Below are 15,761 nucleotides of genomic sequence, written 5' to 3'. Positions count from 1 at the left end.
ATGCTGGCTAGCCATGACCCCTGAACACGCTTCACCTTCGCGACGCCGGCTGATGAAGGTCGCCGCCGTCGGCGGCCTGGGCACCGCGCTGGCCGGCCTGTCGGCCTGGCTGGCGAGTGACCCGGCCCGCGCGGCCGACGCCGTCAACGCGTCAGCCCTGCCCGCGATGAAGGGCCCCGCGCCCACGATCTTCATCGGCCACGGCAGCCCCATGAACGTCGTGCGCGAGACCGCCTGGTCGCGCCGCGTGCAGGCCTGGGGCCGCGAACTGGGCCGGCCGCGCGCGATCCTGATGGTGTCGGCCCACTGGCTGACGCGCGACACGCTGCAGGTCAGCACCACCGCGCAGCCCGAGCTGATCCACGACTTCGGCGGCTTCCCGAAGGCCCTCCACGAACAGCGCTACCCGGCCCCCGGCGCCCCGGAACCAGCCCGCCGCAGCGCCGCCGCGCTGGCCCCGCGCCCCGTCGGCATCGACGCCAGCCGCGGGCTTGACCACGGCGCCTGGACGGTGCTCAAGCACCTCTACCCGGCTGCCGACGTGCCGGTCTTCCAGCTGTCGATCGACATCACCCAGGCCGGTCCCTATCAGCTCGCCGTCGGCCGCCGCCTGGCCGCCCTGCGCGCCGAGGGCGTGCTGATCGTGGGCAGCGGCAACATCGTCCACAACCTGCGCGCCGTGATGGTCGACCAGACCGAGAGCCCGCGCGGCCAGACCGACTGGGCCGACGGCTTCGACCAGTCCGTGCGCGCCGCGCTCGACGCCGGCGACACCACGGCGCTGTCCGACTACCAGCGCCTCGGCCCGCAGGCCCGCGCCGCCGTCCCCTTCCCGGACCACTACCACCCGATGCTGGTCGCGCTGGGTGCGGCGCAGACCGGCGAACGGGTCCGGCACGTGTTCGAGGGCTTCCAGGAAGGCACGCTGAGCATGCGGTGCCTGCAGTGGGGGTGAGGCGGCGACGCCGAGCCGATCGTGGTGTTGCCCTACCAGCCCCGACTCAAGACCCTGGCGCGTGACCTGCGCGGCCAGTCGACGGACGCCGAGCAGCGCCTGTGGTCACGTCTGCGGCGCGAGCAGGTGAAGGGCTTGCGGTTCAACCGCCAGAAGCCGATCGCCGGCTACATCGTCGATTTCTACTGCGCGGCCGAACGTCTGGTGATCGAACTCGACGGCTCGCAGCACTTCGAGGCAGATGCCCAGGCTTACGACCAGCGGCGCACCCGGACGCTGGAGGCGCTGGGCCTGCGGGTGCTGCGGTTCGACAACCGGCAGGTGCTGATGGAGTTGGATGGGGTGATGGCGGTGATCGAGGGGAGTGTTGGGGGCGGCGGGGAGGGTGATGGGGTGATGGGGTGATGGGAGGCGCGGTGGGATGGACTGCAAATCCCCCCTGTGCTGGTCCAATCTCCCTGGACACCTCGCTAGGTGGTCAACCCCCGGAGAGGACAGATGAGCAAGAAGGAAAGAAGGACGTTCAGCGCCGAGTTCAAGCTGCAGGTCGTGCAGATGATTCGGGATCAGGGACTGAGCGTGAGCGAGGTCTGCCGAGACATGAAGCTGGGCGAGACGGCGGTACGTCGCTGGTTGACGCAGGTCGATGAAGAGGCGGCCGGTCGGTCGGGGATCGGCAAGCCGCTGACGGCCGAGCAGCAACGCATCCGGCAACTTGAGGCCGAGAACAGGCAGTTGCGGGGCGATGTGGAGATCCTAAAAAAAGCATCGGCCTTCTTCGTCCGGGAACTGCGATGAGCCACCGGCTCGTCGAGCATCTGCACAAGAAGGCCTACCCCGTCGAGCGGCTTTGCCGCGTCCTGGGCGTGAGCCGATCGGGCTACTACGGCGCGCGACATCGACAACGGCAGGCGCCAGCGGCTTGCCTGATCAGCGCGCAACTCAAGGCCGAGTTTGTCGCCAACGAGAAGGTCTACGGCAGTCGTCGCCTGGTCTCGGCGCTGCAGGATCTGGGCTTTCGAGTGGGACGCTACCGCGTGCGCCGCCTGATGCGCGAACACCGTCTGCGCCCCCGGTGGCAACGCAAGTTCATCCACACCACCGACAGCGCGCACGCGCTGCCGGTCTCGGAAAACCTGCTGGCTCGGCGCTTCGATCCGAGCCGGCCTGACCAGGCCTGGGTCAGCGACATCACCTACATCCGCACGCGCAGCGGCTGGCTGTACCTGGCCGTCGTGATGGACCTGTACGCCCGCAAGATCGTGGGCTGGTCGATGGCGCCGAACATGCCCGCCGAACTGGTGTGCTCGGCGCTCCAGATGGCCATTGCCCAACGTCGACCCGCCCCCGGTCTGATCGTGCACTCGGACCGCGGCAGCCAGTACGCCAGCGGCCAGCATCAAGCGCTGCTCGCACGCCATGGCCTGATCGGCAGCATGAGCCGAAAGGGCAACTGCTGGGACAACGCGGTCATGGAGCGCTTCTTCCTGAACCTCAAGATGGAGCGCGTCTGGCATCGCGACTACGCCAACCACGGCGAAGCCACCCAGGACATCGCCGACTACATCGTCGGCTTCTACAACAGCGTGCGCAGGCACTCGAAGCTGGGCAACGTCGCGCCCAACGTCTTTGAGCAACGGCAGGCTGTACAACAACCTATCGGCGTGTCCGTTGGGGCTTGACCAGCACAGGAATCCGTGATGAGCCTTTTTCAAAGGGGGGTTCCAGGAAGACCGCGCGGTGTTGCCGGATCGGTTCCCCCCTTTGCAAAAGGGGGGCTAGGGGGGATTTGGGCTCCCACAACTACGCTCACCCCCCCCGGATCGCCCCCCTCAGGGTTTGCATCGATGCCAAACAAACCCAAGCACTCTCTAATTTGTTCGCCAACCCAACATTGCCCCGCTGACCCTCCGGCGTCAGCGCCCGCGCCACTTCTCCGACTGCCAAGGACCGATCCCCATGCCCATCAACAAGGAAGAACGCCTGCTGCGCATCGGCGTGCTGGGTTGCGGCCCGATTGCGCAGGCCGCGCATTTCGAGAGCTGCACCAAGGCGCGCAATGCCGAACTGCACGCGATCTGCGACGTCGCCGACGACCTGCGCGAGCGCATGGCGGCCACGCATGCGCCGAAGAAGCAGTTCAGCGACTACGCGGCCATGCTGGCCGATCCGGAGGTCGAGGCGGTCATCGTCGCGACGTCCGACCCCTTCCACGTGCCGGCCGCGATCCAGGCGCTGGAGGCGGGCAAGCACGTGCTGTGCGAGAAGCCGCTGGGCATCACGGTAGAGGAGACGCTGGAACTGCAGCGCGCCGTCGAGGCCAGCGGGCGCATCCTGCAGGTCGGCCACATGAAACGTTTCGACGAGGGCCTGCAGGCCGCCAAGGCCTTCATCGACGGCGAGATGGGCCAGCTGCTGGCGCTGAAGGTCTGGTACTGCGACTCGACCCACCGCTACACGATGACCGATGCGGTGCAGCCGCTGATGGTGACCAGCGCGGCGCGCAAGAAGCCGGCGCAGGACCCGAAGGCCGACATGCGGCGCTACCTGATGCTGGCGCACGGCTGCCATCTGGTCGACACGGCGCGCTACTTCGCGGGCGACATCGTGTCGGTCCACGCCCGCCTGTCGGAACGTTTCGGCGCGCGCTGCTGGTTCGTCGAGACCGAGTTCGCCAACGGCACGCTCGGCCACATGGACCTGACCGTCGCGGTGCGCATGGACTGGCACGAGGGCTTCCAGATCTACGGCCAGAACGGCAGCGTGATCGGCAAGACCTACAACCCCTGGTACTACAAGAGCAGCGACGTCGAGATCTTCCATGAGCGCGACGCCACCACGCGCCGCCCGCTCGGTGCCGACGGGCACTTCTACCGCCGCCAGGTCGAGGGCTTCGCCGACGTGATCCTCAAGGGCGTGCCGATGAACGGCGCCAACGTGCGCGACGGCGTCGAGTCGGTGCGCGCGATGGTGGCCATCGCCCGCAGCGCCGAGAGCGGCAAGCCGGTGCGGCTGGCCGATGTCGAAGGGGGCCTGTGATGCCGGCATCGATCCAGCTGGGCATCTTCGCCAAGACCTTTCCCGGAAGCGATCCGCAGACCGTGCTGGCCGCCGTGCGCGCGGCCGGCTACACGGCCACGCAATACAACATGGCCTGCTCCGGCCTGGCCGCGATGCCCGATGCCATCGAGGTTGTTGCCGCACGGGCGGTTGCGCAGGCAGCAGGTGACCTGGGCGTGTCGATGACGGCCGTCTCGGGCACCTACAACATGATCCACCCCGATCCGGCCGTGCGTGCGGCCGGCCATGCGCGGCTGGCGACGCTGGCGGCGTCGTGCGCGGCGCTGGGCACGCGCGTCATCACGCTGTGCACCGGCACGCGCGATGCGCAGGACCAGTGGCGCGCTCACCCGGACAACACCACGCCCGAGGCCTGGCGCGACCTGCTCGCGTCGATGGAGACGGCGATCGGGATTGCCGATCAGCACGACATCTTCCTGGGCATCGAGCCCGAGCTGGCCAACGTCGTGGACTCGGCACCGCGGGCCCGCGCGCTGATCGACCAGCTTGGCAGCGACCGGCTGCGCATCGTGCTGGACCCCGCCAACCTGTTCGAGGTGGCGACGCTCGACGAGCAGCGCCGCACCGTGTCGACCGCGATCGACCTGCTGGCCGACCGCATCGTCATGGGTCATGCCAAGGACCGCCATGCCGACGGCCGTTTCGCGACGGCGGGCACCGGTGTGCTCGACTATCCGCACTACCTCGCCTGCCTGAAGCGGGTGGGCTTCAGCGGCCCCTTGATCACGCACGGGCTGGCGGCCGACGAAGCCGCTGGCGTCGCCGTGTTCCTGCGCACGGCGCTGGCCGAGGTCACTGCATGAAGCTCGACCGCCTGCAGCGCGGCGTGCTCCCGCGCGACGGCCTGGACCTGGCCGTGCACGACGCCGTCAGCGGCCGGCCCTTCGTGTTCCAGCACGGCCTGTGCGGCAGCGTGGCGCAGACGGCCGAGGCCTGCCCGGATCACCTCGATCAGGACGGCGATCTGCGCCTGCTGACGCTGGAATGCCGTGGCCACGGGCCTTCTCCGCTGGGCCCGCCCGAGGCGCTGTCGATCGCGACGCTGGCCGACGACGTGGCCGCGCTGATCGAGCAGGTCATCGACCGCAGCGGCTGCGGCCCGGTCGACATCGGCGGCATCTCGATGGGCGCGGCCATCGCGCTGCGCCTGGCCGTGCGTCGGCCCGCACTCGTGCGCAGCCTGGTGCTGGTGCGGCCGGCCTGGGTGACCGGGCCGGCGCCGGAGAACGGCCGGCCCAACCTGGAGGTCGGCGACTGGCTCTCGCGAATGCAGCCCGAGCGGGCGCTGGCAGCCTTCGAGGCGAGTTCGACCGCGCGCCGGCTGGCGGAGGTCGCGCCCGACAACCTGGCCTCGCTGCGCGGCTTCTTCTCGCGCCAGCCGATCGCCGAGACCGTCGAGCTGCTCAGCCGCATCCCCGCCGACGGCCCCGGCGTCAGCGACGACGAGGTCCGCGCGATCCGCGTGCCGGTCAGCGTCATCGGCCACGAGCGCGACGCCATCCACCCGATGGCCCATGCCCGCGCGCTGGCCGCCTTGATGCCACACGCGCGGCTGGTCGAGATCACCCCGAAGGCGGTCGACAAGGCCGCCCATGTCCACGACCTGCATGCCGCGTTGCGACTGCACCTGCAAGGTCAACCCTGATTCCACCGTCCACAACCCCTGCGGAGACCCACCTGATGCCCCATCCCCAAACTGGCTGGTTCGACCGCCTGCCAACGACCCGCCCGATCGCCGAGTTCTCGGTCTGGTCGGCCGACCTGCTGAACATCGGCCGGGACCTTCAGCGCATCGACGCCCACGCCGACCTGCTGCACATCGACGTCGCCGACGGCCATTTCGCGCCGGCCTTCCTGTTCTTCCCCGACCTGCTGGCGCGCGTGCGGGCCGCCAGCGACGTGCCGGTGCATGTCCACCTGATGGTCGAGGACAGCATCCTGGCCGCGCAGATCGACCAGTTCGCCGATGCCGGCGCCGACGTCATCACCGTGCATGCCGAATGCGCCAGCGTGGCGACCGGCGCGCTGGACCACATCCGCCGCCGCGGCTGCATCCCTGGCCTGGTGCTGCGGGTCGAGACGCCGGTGGCGACGCTCAAGCCCTACCTGGAACAGATCCAGTTCATCACGCTGCTGGGCACCGCCATCGGCGTCAAGGGCAAGGGCCTGCACGAGGACGCGCTGGACCGCCTGCGCGAGGCCCGCGCGATGGTCAAGGCGGCCGGGCTGGACGGCCGCATCCGCGTCATCGCCGACGGCGGCATCCGTCACGAGACCGTGCCGCTGCTGCGTGCGGCCGGTGCCGAAGGTGTCGTGCTGGGCTCGCTGGCCTTCGGCGATGCCGACCTGGACGCCCGCATGGCGTGGCTGGCGGCGCAATGAGCGGCGCGGTCGGGCCGTTGGCCGTGGGCGTCGACCTGGGCGGCACGCAGGTCCGCACGGCGCTGATGCGGGCCGATGGCGAGCTGCTGGCGCGCGCGGCCGACCGCACCGATCTGGCCGGTGGTCCGCGCGCGGTGGTCGAGCAGATCCGCCGGCTGGTCGACCAGGTGACGCAGGGCGTTGCCGCCGACCGCATCGCCGGCGTGGGCGTCAGCTCGCCCGGCCCGCTGGACATTGACACCGGCGTGGTGCTGAGCATCTCGACGATGCCGGGCTGGCTCGACATCCCGCTGGTCGCCTGGCTGACCGAGGCGCTCGGCCGGCCGGTCCGGCTCGACAACGACGCCGTCAGCGCCGCCATCGGCGAATGGCGTTTCGGGGCCGGTCGCGGCCTGACCGATCTGGTCTACGTGACCGTCAGCACCGGCATCGGCGGCGGCGTGATCGCCGACGGGCGGGTGCTGCGCGGCCGTCGTGGCATGGCCGCGCACCTGGGCCACATGACGACCCAGCCGCAGGGCGAGACCTGCAGCTGCGGCAACCAGGGCTGCTGGGAGGCGCAGGCCTCGGGCACCACGCTGGTCCAGCGCGCCCGCCGCCGCGCCGCCTTGCGGCCCGACAGCGCGCTGGCCGCCATCGGCCCCGACCTGCACGGCGGCCACGTGATGGACGCGGCGCGGGCCGGTGATGCGCTGGCGCTCGAACTGGTCGCGCAGGAAGCCGAGGAGCTGGGCATCGGCATCGTCAGCCTGCTGCACATCTTCAGCCCGCAGAAGGTGCTGATCGGCGGTGGCGTATCGGCCGGCTTCGACCTGCTGCAGCCGGGCATCGCCGCGCAGATCGCGCGCCGCGCGATCCCGTCGTTCCGCGACGTGCCGGTGGTGCCGGCCGCGCTCGGCCCGAACGCCGGGCTGGTGGGCGCGGCCTCGCTGGTCCTGCCGGCCTGAACCCCCGCATTCATCGGCCTTCCCGAGCATCTGCCCATGTCCATGCCCCGTGCCGTGCGGCACATCAACGAGGTCCGCGTGCTCGACCGGCTCTACCGCCAGGGCACCGCCAGCCGCGCCGATCTGGCGCGAGACCTGGGCCTGATGCGCTCGACCGCCGGCAACCTGATCGCCGGGCTGATCGAACAGGGGCTGGTGCGCGAGACGACCGATGGCAGCCCGAGCGTCGCCGGCCGCACCGGCCGCCCGGGCCAGGGCGTGCAGCTCAACGCCGGTCATGCCGCCTTCATCGGCGCCGATGTGGGCGTGGGCCATCTGTCGGTGGTCGCGCTCGATCTCGCCGGCGCCATCGTGCACAGCCGCACGGTCGCGTTCCAGGCCGGCTACGGCGAGGTCGAACCGGTGATCGACCGGCTCGCCGGGCTGGTCGAAGGCCTGCTCGCGCAACTGCCGTCCGACCAGCCGGTGCTGGGCCTGAGCCTGATCGCGCCGGGCCTGGTCGACCCGTCCGGCGTGGTCGTGCGCGCGCCGGCCCTGGGCTGGCAGCAGGTGCCGCTGCGGCAGCGGATGGCCGAACGATTGCGCTGGCAAGGCCCGATCACCGCCGAGAACGATGCCAACGCCTTCGCCGCCGCCGAGCTGTTCGGCTGCCACGGCTCACCGGGCGCGGAGGCGCTGTTCGTCTACCTCGACGCGGGGGTCGGCGGCGGCATCGCCAGCGCCGGCCGACTGCTGCGCGGACAGCGTGGCCAGGCCGGCGAGATCGGCCACATCCACCTGGGCGAACACGGCTACGAGTCGCGCACGGCGGTGCAGGGTTCGTTCGAGAGCTACGTCGCCCGCGAGGCCGTGCTGGCGCGCCTGCGGCATCACGGCGGTGTGGCCGACACGCTCGACGACGTCATCGCCGCACTCGGCGCGCAGACGCCGGCCGCGTTGCGCACGATGGCCGAATGGGCCTGGTGGATGGGCCGCGGGCTGGCCTCGCTGATCAGCGTGCTGGACCCGGGCCGCATCCTGCTGGGCGGCCCGGTCGCCGCGCTGTTCGAGCCGGTGCGGGGGGAGGTGCTGGCGTCGATCGACAAGCACCTGGTCACCCCGCACGAACTGCCCTTGATCGAGGTCTCGACCCTGGGCACCGACGCCTGCGCGATCGGCGGCGCGATGGGCCTGCACCACGCCCACCTGTCGATCGACGAGCGGCTGGTGTATGGGGCCCACGCGCCGGGGTGATCCGCCAGGCTGATCAGCCCAGCTGCACCGGCACGAACAGCTGCTGACCGTCGCGCACGACCAGCAGCGCGACCTGCCGCGGATGCTGCTTCAGCACCGCCTGGACCTGCTCCAGCCGGTCGACCGGCTTGCCGTTGAGCGCCAGCAGCACGTCACCCGGCTCGATGCCGGCGAGCTGCGACGGGCCCGAGACCTGCTCGATCAGCAGCCCGTGATCCAGCCCGGCGCGTTTCAGTTCCTGGCGGTCGAGCGGGCGGATCGCCAGGCCCAGGGCCCCATGTTCCGGCGCAGCCGCCGCGCTGTCGCGGTCCGGCTCGGCACGGCCCAGCGTCACGCTCAGGTCCTCGCCCGCCTTGTCGCGCCAGAGAGCCAGCTTCATGCGGTCACCCGGGCGCGCCATGCCCACGCGGGTCGACACGTCACCGGCCACCTGCACGGGGCGGCCGTCGACGGCGGTGATGACGTCGCCGGCCTTCAGGCCCGCCTTGTCGGCCGCGCTGCCGGGCATCACGCTGGCGACCAGCGCGCCGTCCGGCGCCTTCAGCCCGAAGGACGCGGCCAGCGGCGCCGACAGGTCCTGCAGCGTCACGCCCAGGCGGGCATGTTCGACCTTGCCGGTCTTGACGATCTGGTCCTTGACCTGCATCGCCACGTCGATCGGGATCGAGAAGGCCAGGCCCTGGAAGCCGCCGCTGCGCGAGTAGATCTGCGCGTTGACGCCGATCACGCGGCCTTCGGCGTCGAACAGCGGACCGCCCGAGTTGCCCGGGTTGATCGCCGCATCGGTCTGGATGAAGGGCACCACGTTCTCGCCCGGCAGCGAACGGCCCTTGGCGCTGACGATGCCCTGCGAGGCGGTCTGCTCGAAGCCGTAGGGCGCGCCGATCGCCAGCACCCAGTCGCCGACCTGGGCCCGCTGCGGGTCACCCAGCGCGACGGTCGGCAGGCCGGTCGCGTCGATCTTCAGCACCGCGATGTCGGTGGCCGGATCGCTGCCCAGCACCTTGGCCGAGAACTCGCGCCGGTCCGACAGCTTCACGGTGACCTGGCGGGCGTCGCGCACCACGTGGGCGTTGGTCAGCACCAGGCCGTCGGCGCTGACGATGAAGCCGGACCCCTGGCCGCGGAAGGGCTGCGCGCCCTGCGGCGGCATGCGCAGTCCGGGCACGCCACGGAAGAAGCGGAAGAACGGGTCGTCGGCGGACGGCGCGGCATCGTTGCCCGCGTCATCGCTGGCCTGCCGCAGCCCGGCGACGGTGACGCCGACAACCGCCGGGCCCTGGGTCTGGACGATGGCGCGGTAGTTCGGCACCTGCGCGGCCGGCAGCACCGGCGGCGCGTTGGTCGTGGTGCCGGTCGACGCGGTGGCGGTGGCCGTGGCGGCCGGCTTGTCCTTGTTCAGCCAGCCCGGCAAGGACCAGCCATCGGCGGCGCCCGCCCCGAGCGTGATCACCATCAACAGCGACGCCAGCGCGGTGGCGGTGAGCTTGCGGTTCGTGTGCGTGGACATCTGCGGTGCTCCTGTCTGCCGTCGACACGGGGATCGCGTCGACCTGAAGGGCATTCTGGAAACCGAGGGTGAGGGGAGGGTGAGTGGAGGGTGAGGTGGAGGTGAAGGGGGGTGGACAAGCCCGCCTCACCCCCAGCGCAGCTCCACCCGCAACCCGCCGGTCGCCGATTCCCCCAGCACCACCTCCGCGCCATGCCGGCGCGCCACCGCCTGCACGATCGCCAGGCCCAGGCCGCTGCCTTCGGTCTGGCCCGCGACGGCCGATTCGCCGCGCTGGAAGCGGTCGAACACACGCGCGCGCTGGTCGGGCGGGATGCCCGGGCCGTCGTCGTCGACCCGCAGCAGCGGCCGGCCGGCCTCGGTCAGCACGGCCACGCGGACCTGCCGCGCGCCGTACTTGGCCGCGTTGTCCAGCAGGTTGCGGATGGCGCTGCGCAGCGCCTGGGCGTCGCCCTGCAGCGGCACCGGCGTGGCCGCGTCGCAGGTGATGGCGACGCCGCGCCGTTCGGCCAGCACGGCCGCGTCGGCCAGCGCCAGGCGGGCGATCTCGGCCAGGTCGAGCGGCTGCAGCGGCGCAGCGGCGCCCGGTTCGGCGCGGGCCAGCGCGAGCAGCTGCTCGACCAGGTGGGCGGCGCGGTCGATGCCGGCGCGCAGGCGCTGGATCGCGGCGTCCTGTTCCGGCCCGGGCGCGGCGCCCTGCAGCAGGCCCAGCTGCAGCTTCAGCGCGGTCAGCGGCGTGCGCAGCTCGTGCGCGGCATCGGCCACGAAGGTGCGCTGCTGCGCGAAGGCCGTCGCCAGCCGGGCCAGCAGGCTGTTGAAGGCGCCGACCAGCGGGCGCAGCTCGCCGGGCAGGCCCTGGTCGGGCAGGGCGTCCAGGCTGGCCGCGTCGCGGGCGCCGGCGGCCTGCACGACCCGCTGCAGCGGCGCCAGCGACAGGCCGATCAGCCACCACATCAGCCCGGCCACCAGCGGCGCGGCCAGCCCGATCGGCAAGGTGCTGCGCAGCGCCGCGCGGGTCGCCAGCCGGCGTCGCACCGACAGCGGCTGCGACACCTGGATCACCCGCAGCGGCGTGGCCGCGCCATAGGCCCGCCAGGTCTCGCCGCCGATCAGCTGGTCGCTGAAGCCCAGCACCGCGCGGCTCGGCAGCGCCTCGGTGTGACCGGGCGGGCGGCTGCTGTAGAGCACCAGGCCCTCGACGGTCCAGACCTGCACCACGTAGTCGAACTCGGGGTTGGCCAGGGCGGCCGACTCGGCATCGGTGACGCCGCCCTGATCGCGCAGCGACAGCGCCATCTGCTGCAGCTGGTAGTCGAACAGCTCGTCGGCCTCGGCCCGCACGCTCAGCCAGGTGCCACCGCCGACGCCGAGCGCCGTCAGCGTCGCCAGCGTCAACAGGAAGGCGAACAGCCGGCCGCGCAGCGTGTCGAACAGCGCCATCAGGCCGTGCCGTCCTTGGCCGGACCGCAGTAGTAGCCCAGCCCGCGCACGGTGTGCAGCAGGTCGTCGCCGAGCTTCTTGCGCAGCTGGTGCATGTAGACGCTGATCGCGTTGCTCTCGACCTCCTCGCCCCAGCCGTACAGGCGGTCCTCCAGCTGGGCGCGCGAGACGATCGCGCCCGGGCGTTCCATCAGCAGCTGCAGCAGCGAGAACTCGCGCGCCGACAGCAGCACCGGCCGGCCGCTGCGGCTGACCTCGTGCGTGGCCGGGTCGAGCCGCAGGTCGGCGACCTGCAGGACGGTGCGCGCGCGGCCCTCGTGGCGGCGCCGCAGCGCGCGCAGCCGGGCCAGCAGCTCGTCGAGCTCGAAGGGCTTGGCCAGGTAGTCGTCGGCTCCGGCGTCCAGCCCGGCGACCTTGTCGGGCAGCGCGTCGCGCGCCGTCAGCACGATCACCGGCGTCGTGTCGCCCCGTTCGCGCAGCGCGCGCAGCACGCTCAGGCCGTCGCGGCGCGGCAGGCCCAGGTCCAGCAGCACGGCGTCGAACTGCTCGGTGCTGAGCGCCGCATCGGCCGCGTCGCCATCGCGCACCCAGTCGGCCGCCATGCCCTGTCGGCGCAGGGATTCACGCAGGCTCTCGCCGATCATCGTGTCGTCTTCGACCAGCAGGACGCGCATGGGGCGGGGCTCCTCGAACAGCTTGGGTTGGGCGATTCTGGCAGTGGCCTGTACCCGTCCAGACGGCAAACTCGCGGCCTTCATCGAGGCCTCACCTCGGCCTCGCGCCTCGTCGCCAACCCGTCCGCCCGCCATGATCATCACCACCGAAACCGTCGACATCCCGACTGCCGATGGCGCGTCGATGCGCTGCCTGCTGACCCGCCCGAACGCCCCGGGCCGCTGGCCGGGCATCGTCTTCTACTCGGACATCTTCCAGATCACCGGCCCGATGCGCCGCGCCTGCGCCCGCCTGGCCGGCCACGGCTACACCGTGCTGGCGCCGGACATCTACCGCCGCATCGAGGCCCCCGGCACCGCCATCCCCTTCGACGACGACGGCCGCACCCGCGGCCTCGACAACGCCCTGCGCACGCCGGTCGCCGCCTTCGACGCCGACTGCCGCGACGCGCTCGACTGGCTCGCCCGCCACCCCGCCGTCACCCCCGGCGCACTCGGCGCCGCCGGCTTCTGCATCGGCGGCCACCTGGCCCTGCGCGCCGCCCTGCAACCGGACGTCCGCGCCACCGTCTGCTTCTACGCCACCGGCGTCCACAACGGCAAGCTCGGCCAGGACGCAGACGCCGGCACCCTCGCCGCAATCCCCCGCATCACCGGCGAGCTGCTGCTGGTCTGGGGCGAACACGACCCCCACATCCCCCCCGAAGGCCGCGCCACCCTCTCATCCGCCCTGGACGCCGCCGGCACCCGCTACACCCAGCGCCTGCACCCGGCCGAACACGCCTTCATGCGCGACGAGGGTCCGAGGTTCGACCCGGCCTGCACGGACGCGGCCTGGGGGGAGGCGCTGGGGTTCCTGGCGGGGGTGTTTGGGGGGTGATCGGGTTGGCAAAAAGGTTAGCAAAAAGGTTGGCAAAAAGGCTGGCAAAAGTGATCGGGGAAATGGCGGAAAAGTGAGGCGTGACAAGGGGTTGCGGGGGCGGTCGGGTTGGCAAAAGGGTTGGCGTTTTTGAGCGCAGACGGCGGTCGGCGAACGCTTCGCTGAACGACTTCGTCATCGCCGACCTAGGCATTTGGTGAGCCACAATTTGGGACTTATCCTTGTGTTCAGGTGATTCGCTGCTGTTCGAGCGAAGGTCGGTTTGTATTGATGGGGGCATCTGATGGGAATCTTTGACTTCAACAAGGCTAAGGCTGCGGAATCCCGTTTGTCGGATGAGGCGCTCTACGCAGACGCGCTGCGCGAGATTGAAAATGGTCTTCGCCGAGATGGTCTGTGGGCTAGAGCTTTATCGGATTGCAAGATGGATCAAGTAAAGGCGGCGGCGCGTTATATTGAACTTCGTGTTCAATCGATGAGGGATGAGAAGACGCTACGCGCTCGCGAGGACTCGTTGCGATTACAAGAGGAGGCACGGCAACAAAAAAAACAACATCAAGAGCACATGGCTGCCGCCGAAGCTGATCTGCCAAGGCATCCCGCCTGCGGCGGAATAATCGACCGAGTTGAGCATGCAAGCGTCGTCCGTTGGAAATGCCGCAAGTGCAGAACTACCGGAAAGTTCACGCTAGGATCAGGCTAGCTTCATCACGACTTTCTCTGGAAAGATGTCCGTCCGGAGGTGTTTTGCAGATCACGTGTTTGCCCATAGAAGCAACCAAATCAGTACATCCGCAGATCCGCAGCGAGGTGATCCGTGACTTGCTCACTTAGGGATGCTCTGCACAACCCGCCAGCCCACCCTTCGGCAACCTGACTTCGCCGTCCAATGACGCGCCAAACCCTGAATTCGACTCGCAGCGCCGCAAACCAGCACCGAAAACCGGGTGCCAGGCACCCTGCGCCCGGTTTTCAGGCGCACTCATCCCCGTGCGCCCGACAGTTTCCCGCGCGCCATCCACATGTTGGACAACGCAAACAGCGTGACGAGCTGGGCCGTGTTCTTGGCCAGGCCGCGATAGCGAACCTTGACGTATCCAAACTGCCGCTTGATCACCCGGAACGGGTGTTCCACCTTTGCTCGGATGCTCGCCTTGAGTTTCTCGATCCGCTCGGTCAGGGCGTCGATTGGCTGGGTCAGATCGAGCAACTTGCGCTTGCCCGGCCGCATCGCCACATGCCACGTCACCCCCGGTTTGGCGTCGATGCGCTTGTGCGCACCTTGGTAGCCCGCATCTCCGAAGGCTTCGGCTTCTTCACCGTGCAGCAGGCGGTTGGCCTCGACCACGTCATTCACACTGCCGGTCGTGCCGCGCACGGTATGCACGAGTCCCGATTCGGCATCTGCGCCGATGTGGCACTTCATCCCGAAATACCACTGGTTGCCCTTCTTGCTCTGCTTCATCTCCGGATCGCGTTCGCCGCTGGCGTTCTTGGTCGAGCTCGGCGCGGCGATCAACGTGGCATCGACCACCGTGCCGCTCTTGAGCAGCAGGCCTTTGGACGTCAGCAGTTCGTTGATGGTCTGGAGAATCTGATCAGCCAGCTTGTGCTTCTCCAGCGCGTGCCTGAAACGAAGGATGGTCGATTCATCGGGCAGGCGGTCGTCCCAGCCACCCAGCCCCGCGAACTCACGGAAAAGCGGCACGTCGTGCAGCGCATCTTCCATCGCCGGGTCCGACAGGTTGAACCACTGCTGCATGAAGTGGATACGCAGCATCGCTTCGGCCGGAAACGGCGGACGGCCTCGACGGCCTTCCGGCAAATAGGGCGACACCAGCGCCACAAGGCTTGCCCAAGGCACCACCTGTTCCATCTCACCCAGGAACTCGCGGCGGCGCGTACGTTTGGTCGACTGACCCAGGCCGAGGCTTGCTTGTTTCATGCAGCGATCGTCTCAAGGGCTGGCCGTTGGGGCAAGCATGGTGGGGTGGGAGTTGTGCAGAGCATCCTTAGTTCAACCTTGCGCTCGTTTAGGGCGCAATGGGCCGATTTCCATTCCAAGTCTGATGGATAACTCCAGAGCTCCGCCGGCCGTGTTTTTGTGGGGCGCGGCGAGCACCTGCTTCGCTCGATAGCCAAACTTTCAAAAATCAACCATTTGCGCGCATGGAAGTTCAACATTCACATTACGATAACTTGTTCGTCACACCCAATGCACCCATCGAAGTGATTAAGGCTTCATTCAAGGTGTTGGCACAGAAGTACCATCCAGATCGGAACTCATCATCAGACGCTGAGCGCGTCATGAAGATCATCAATCAGGCGTGGGATGTACTCGGTGATGAGTCGCGTCGGAAAGAGTACGATAGGGCAATCGGTCGTTCGGCTACACGCCGCGCTGCTCCAGCGTCTCCTGAGAATAACAAGCAATCGGAATCCAAGCCAAAGTCAAACGCAGACACTGCTTCGAAACCCACTAGAACTTTCAGGACTCAGGCTCAGCTTATCGCTGAACTTGAAGGTGAAGCAGTTCGACTTTGGTTCAATGGTTATTCTCAAGAGTCCCTGCGTGCTTTCTTGCGAGCGCAAGGACTTCATGAGGCTGGCGCGGAAACCTTGGTGCAAAAGGTCGTAAATTGGTCATGATGGCTGGCGC

The 15,761-nt window shown here is 69.3% G+C and carries 16 protein-coding genes; 12 read left to right on the top strand and 4 right to left on the bottom strand.

Annotation, left to right across the window (positions count from 1 at the left end; translation table 11 throughout):
• Positions 1–13: 13 nt before the first annotated feature.
• The 9 genes from ygiD to ACWA7K_RS14695 all read left to right on the top strand — a co-directional run bounded on the left by ygiD (position 14) and on the right by ACWA7K_RS14695 (position 8,598).
• Positions 14–955, top strand: coding sequence for a 4,5-DOPA-extradiol-dioxygenase (gene ygiD / locus ACWA7K_RS14735; RefSeq protein WP_456210175.1), 942 nt, complete (start codon positions 14–16; stop codon positions 953–955).
• 27 nt (positions 956–982) lie between these two features.
• Positions 983–1,360, top strand: a complete 378-nt coding sequence (locus tag ACWA7K_RS14730) for an endonuclease domain-containing protein (RefSeq protein ID WP_456210173.1) — start codon at positions 983–985, stop codon at positions 1,358–1,360.
• Positions 1,361–1,453: 93 nt separating this feature from the next.
• A protein-coding gene (locus ACWA7K_RS14725) for an IS3 family transposase (protein ID WP_456162139.1) occupies positions 1,454–2,637 on the top strand; the annotation gives its coding sequence in 2 pieces (ribosomal slippage) (positions 1,454–1,724 and positions 1,724–2,637; 1,185 coding nt in all).
• 277 nt (positions 2,638–2,914) lie between these two features.
• Positions 2,915–3,994, top strand: coding sequence for a Gfo/Idh/MocA family protein (locus ACWA7K_RS14720; protein ID WP_456162138.1), 1,080 nt, complete (start codon positions 2,915–2,917; stop codon positions 3,992–3,994).
• A complete protein-coding gene (locus ACWA7K_RS14715) occupies positions 3,994–4,839 on the top strand; it encodes a sugar phosphate isomerase/epimerase family protein (protein WP_456162137.1) in 846 nt (281 codons plus the stop codon). The genes ACWA7K_RS14720 and ACWA7K_RS14715 overlap by 1 nt, the downstream gene beginning before the upstream one ends.
• The gene (locus ACWA7K_RS14710; protein WP_456162136.1) at positions 4,836–5,681 is read left to right on the top strand and encodes an alpha/beta fold hydrolase; all 846 of its coding nucleotides are present in this window, start codon (positions 4,836–4,838) and stop codon (positions 5,679–5,681) included. The genes ACWA7K_RS14715 and ACWA7K_RS14710 overlap by 4 nt, the downstream gene beginning before the upstream one ends.
• A 35-nt stretch (positions 5,682–5,716) precedes the next feature.
• A complete protein-coding gene (locus ACWA7K_RS14705; protein WP_456162135.1) occupies positions 5,717–6,418 on the top strand; it encodes a ribulose-phosphate 3-epimerase in 702 nt (233 codons plus the stop codon).
• A complete protein-coding gene (locus ACWA7K_RS14700) occupies positions 6,400–7,365 on the top strand; it encodes an ROK family protein (protein WP_456162134.1) in 966 nt (321 codons plus the stop codon). The genes ACWA7K_RS14705 and ACWA7K_RS14700 overlap by 19 nt, the downstream gene beginning before the upstream one ends.
• Positions 7,366–7,401: 36 nt before the next feature.
• Complete coding sequence (locus ACWA7K_RS14695; protein WP_456162133.1) at positions 7,402–8,598, top strand: ROK family protein; 1,197 nt, start codon at positions 7,402–7,404, stop codon at positions 8,596–8,598.
• Positions 8,599–8,611: 13 nt separating this feature from the next.
• Here the strand turns inward: ACWA7K_RS14695 and ACWA7K_RS14690 are convergent, their stop codons facing one another.
• From ACWA7K_RS14690 to ACWA7K_RS14680, 3 genes are all read right to left on the bottom strand, one after another.
• Positions 8,612–10,108, bottom strand: a complete 1,497-nt coding sequence (locus ACWA7K_RS14690; protein ID WP_456162132.1) for a Do family serine endopeptidase — start codon at positions 10,106–10,108, stop codon at positions 8,612–8,614.
• A gap of 126 nt (positions 10,109–10,234) precedes the next feature.
• Entirely contained in the window at positions 10,235–11,548 is a 1,314-nt protein-coding gene (locus ACWA7K_RS14685; RefSeq protein ID WP_456162131.1) for an ATP-binding protein, read from the bottom strand.
• Positions 11,548–12,222 carry a response regulator transcription factor gene (locus ACWA7K_RS14680; protein ID WP_456162130.1) on the bottom strand — a complete coding sequence of 225 codons (675 nt, stop codon included), beginning with the start codon at positions 12,220–12,222 and terminating at the stop codon, positions 11,548–11,550. Before ACWA7K_RS14680 ends, ACWA7K_RS14685 begins: the two co-directional genes overlap by 1 nt.
• 133 nt (positions 12,223–12,355) lie before the next feature.
• Between ACWA7K_RS14680 and ACWA7K_RS14675 the strand changes: the two genes are divergently transcribed.
• Both ACWA7K_RS14675 and ACWA7K_RS14670 read left to right on the top strand, forming a co-directional pair.
• Positions 12,356–13,102 (top strand): dienelactone hydrolase family protein, encoded by a 747-nt coding sequence (locus ACWA7K_RS14675; RefSeq protein WP_456162129.1) that lies wholly within the window; start codon positions 12,356–12,358, stop codon positions 13,100–13,102.
• A gap of 283 nt (positions 13,103–13,385) precedes the next feature.
• Positions 13,386–13,805 (top strand): hypothetical protein, encoded by a 420-nt coding sequence (locus tag ACWA7K_RS14670; RefSeq protein WP_456162128.1) that lies wholly within the window; start codon positions 13,386–13,388, stop codon positions 13,803–13,805.
• 279 nt (positions 13,806–14,084) lie between these two features.
• On the opposite strand, the gene ACWA7K_RS14665 is transcribed toward ACWA7K_RS14670, so the two are convergent.
• A complete protein-coding gene (locus ACWA7K_RS14665; protein WP_456162127.1) occupies positions 14,085–15,047 on the bottom strand; it encodes an IS5 family transposase in 963 nt (320 codons plus the stop codon).
• Positions 15,048–15,271: 224 nt separating this feature from the next.
• Here ACWA7K_RS14665 and ACWA7K_RS14660 point away from each other — a divergent pair, with 224 nt between their 5' ends.
• Entirely contained in the window at positions 15,272–15,751 is a 480-nt protein-coding gene (locus tag ACWA7K_RS14660; RefSeq protein WP_456162126.1) for a J domain-containing protein, read from the top strand.
• The last annotated feature ends 10 nt before the right edge of the window (positions 15,752–15,761 follow it).

It is taken from the genome of Leptothrix mechoopdaensis (SeqCode) (assembly GCF_053893855.1).
Note: the sequence above shows the minus strand (reverse complement) of the source record. Positions and strands in the feature narration are given on the sequence as shown.

Excerpts from the sequence above, each read along its gene's own strand:
- ACWA7K_RS14690 (WP_456162132.1), bottom strand. The coding sequence starts at position 10,108 with ATGTCCACGCACACGAACCGCAAGCTCACCGCCACCGCGCTGGCGTCG.
- ACWA7K_RS14720 (WP_456162138.1), top strand. The coding sequence starts at position 2,915 with ATGCCCATCAACAAGGAAGAACGCCTGCTGCGCATCGGCGTGCTGGGT.
- ACWA7K_RS14660 (WP_456162126.1), top strand. The coding sequence starts at position 15,272 with ATGGAAGTTCAACATTCACATTACGATAACTTGTTCGTCACACCCAAT.
- ACWA7K_RS14685 (WP_456162131.1), bottom strand. The coding sequence starts at position 11,548 with ATGGCGCTGTTCGACACGCTGCGCGGCCGGCTGTTCGCCTTCCTGTTG.
- ACWA7K_RS14710 (WP_456162136.1), top strand. The coding sequence starts at position 4,836 with ATGAAGCTCGACCGCCTGCAGCGCGGCGTGCTCCCGCGCGACGGCCTG.
- ACWA7K_RS14680 (WP_456162130.1), bottom strand. The coding sequence starts at position 12,222 with ATGCGCGTCCTGCTGGTCGAAGACGACACGATGATCGGCGAGAGCCTG.
- ACWA7K_RS14715 (WP_456162137.1), top strand. The coding sequence starts at position 3,994 with ATGCCGGCATCGATCCAGCTGGGCATCTTCGCCAAGACCTTTCCCGGA.
- ACWA7K_RS14670 (WP_456162128.1), top strand. The coding sequence starts at position 13,386 with ATGGGAATCTTTGACTTCAACAAGGCTAAGGCTGCGGAATCCCGTTTG.
- ACWA7K_RS14675 (WP_456162129.1), top strand. The coding sequence starts at position 12,356 with ATGATCATCACCACCGAAACCGTCGACATCCCGACTGCCGATGGCGCG.
- ACWA7K_RS14695 (WP_456162133.1), top strand. The coding sequence starts at position 7,402 with ATGTCCATGCCCCGTGCCGTGCGGCACATCAACGAGGTCCGCGTGCTC.
- ygiD (WP_456210175.1), top strand. The coding sequence starts at position 14 with ATGACCCCTGAACACGCTTCACCTTCGCGACGCCGGCTGATGAAGGTC.
- ACWA7K_RS14705 (WP_456162135.1), top strand. The coding sequence starts at position 5,717 with ATGCCCCATCCCCAAACTGGCTGGTTCGACCGCCTGCCAACGACCCGC.
- ACWA7K_RS14665 (WP_456162127.1), bottom strand. The coding sequence starts at position 15,047 with ATGAAACAAGCAAGCCTCGGCCTGGGTCAGTCGACCAAACGTACGCGC.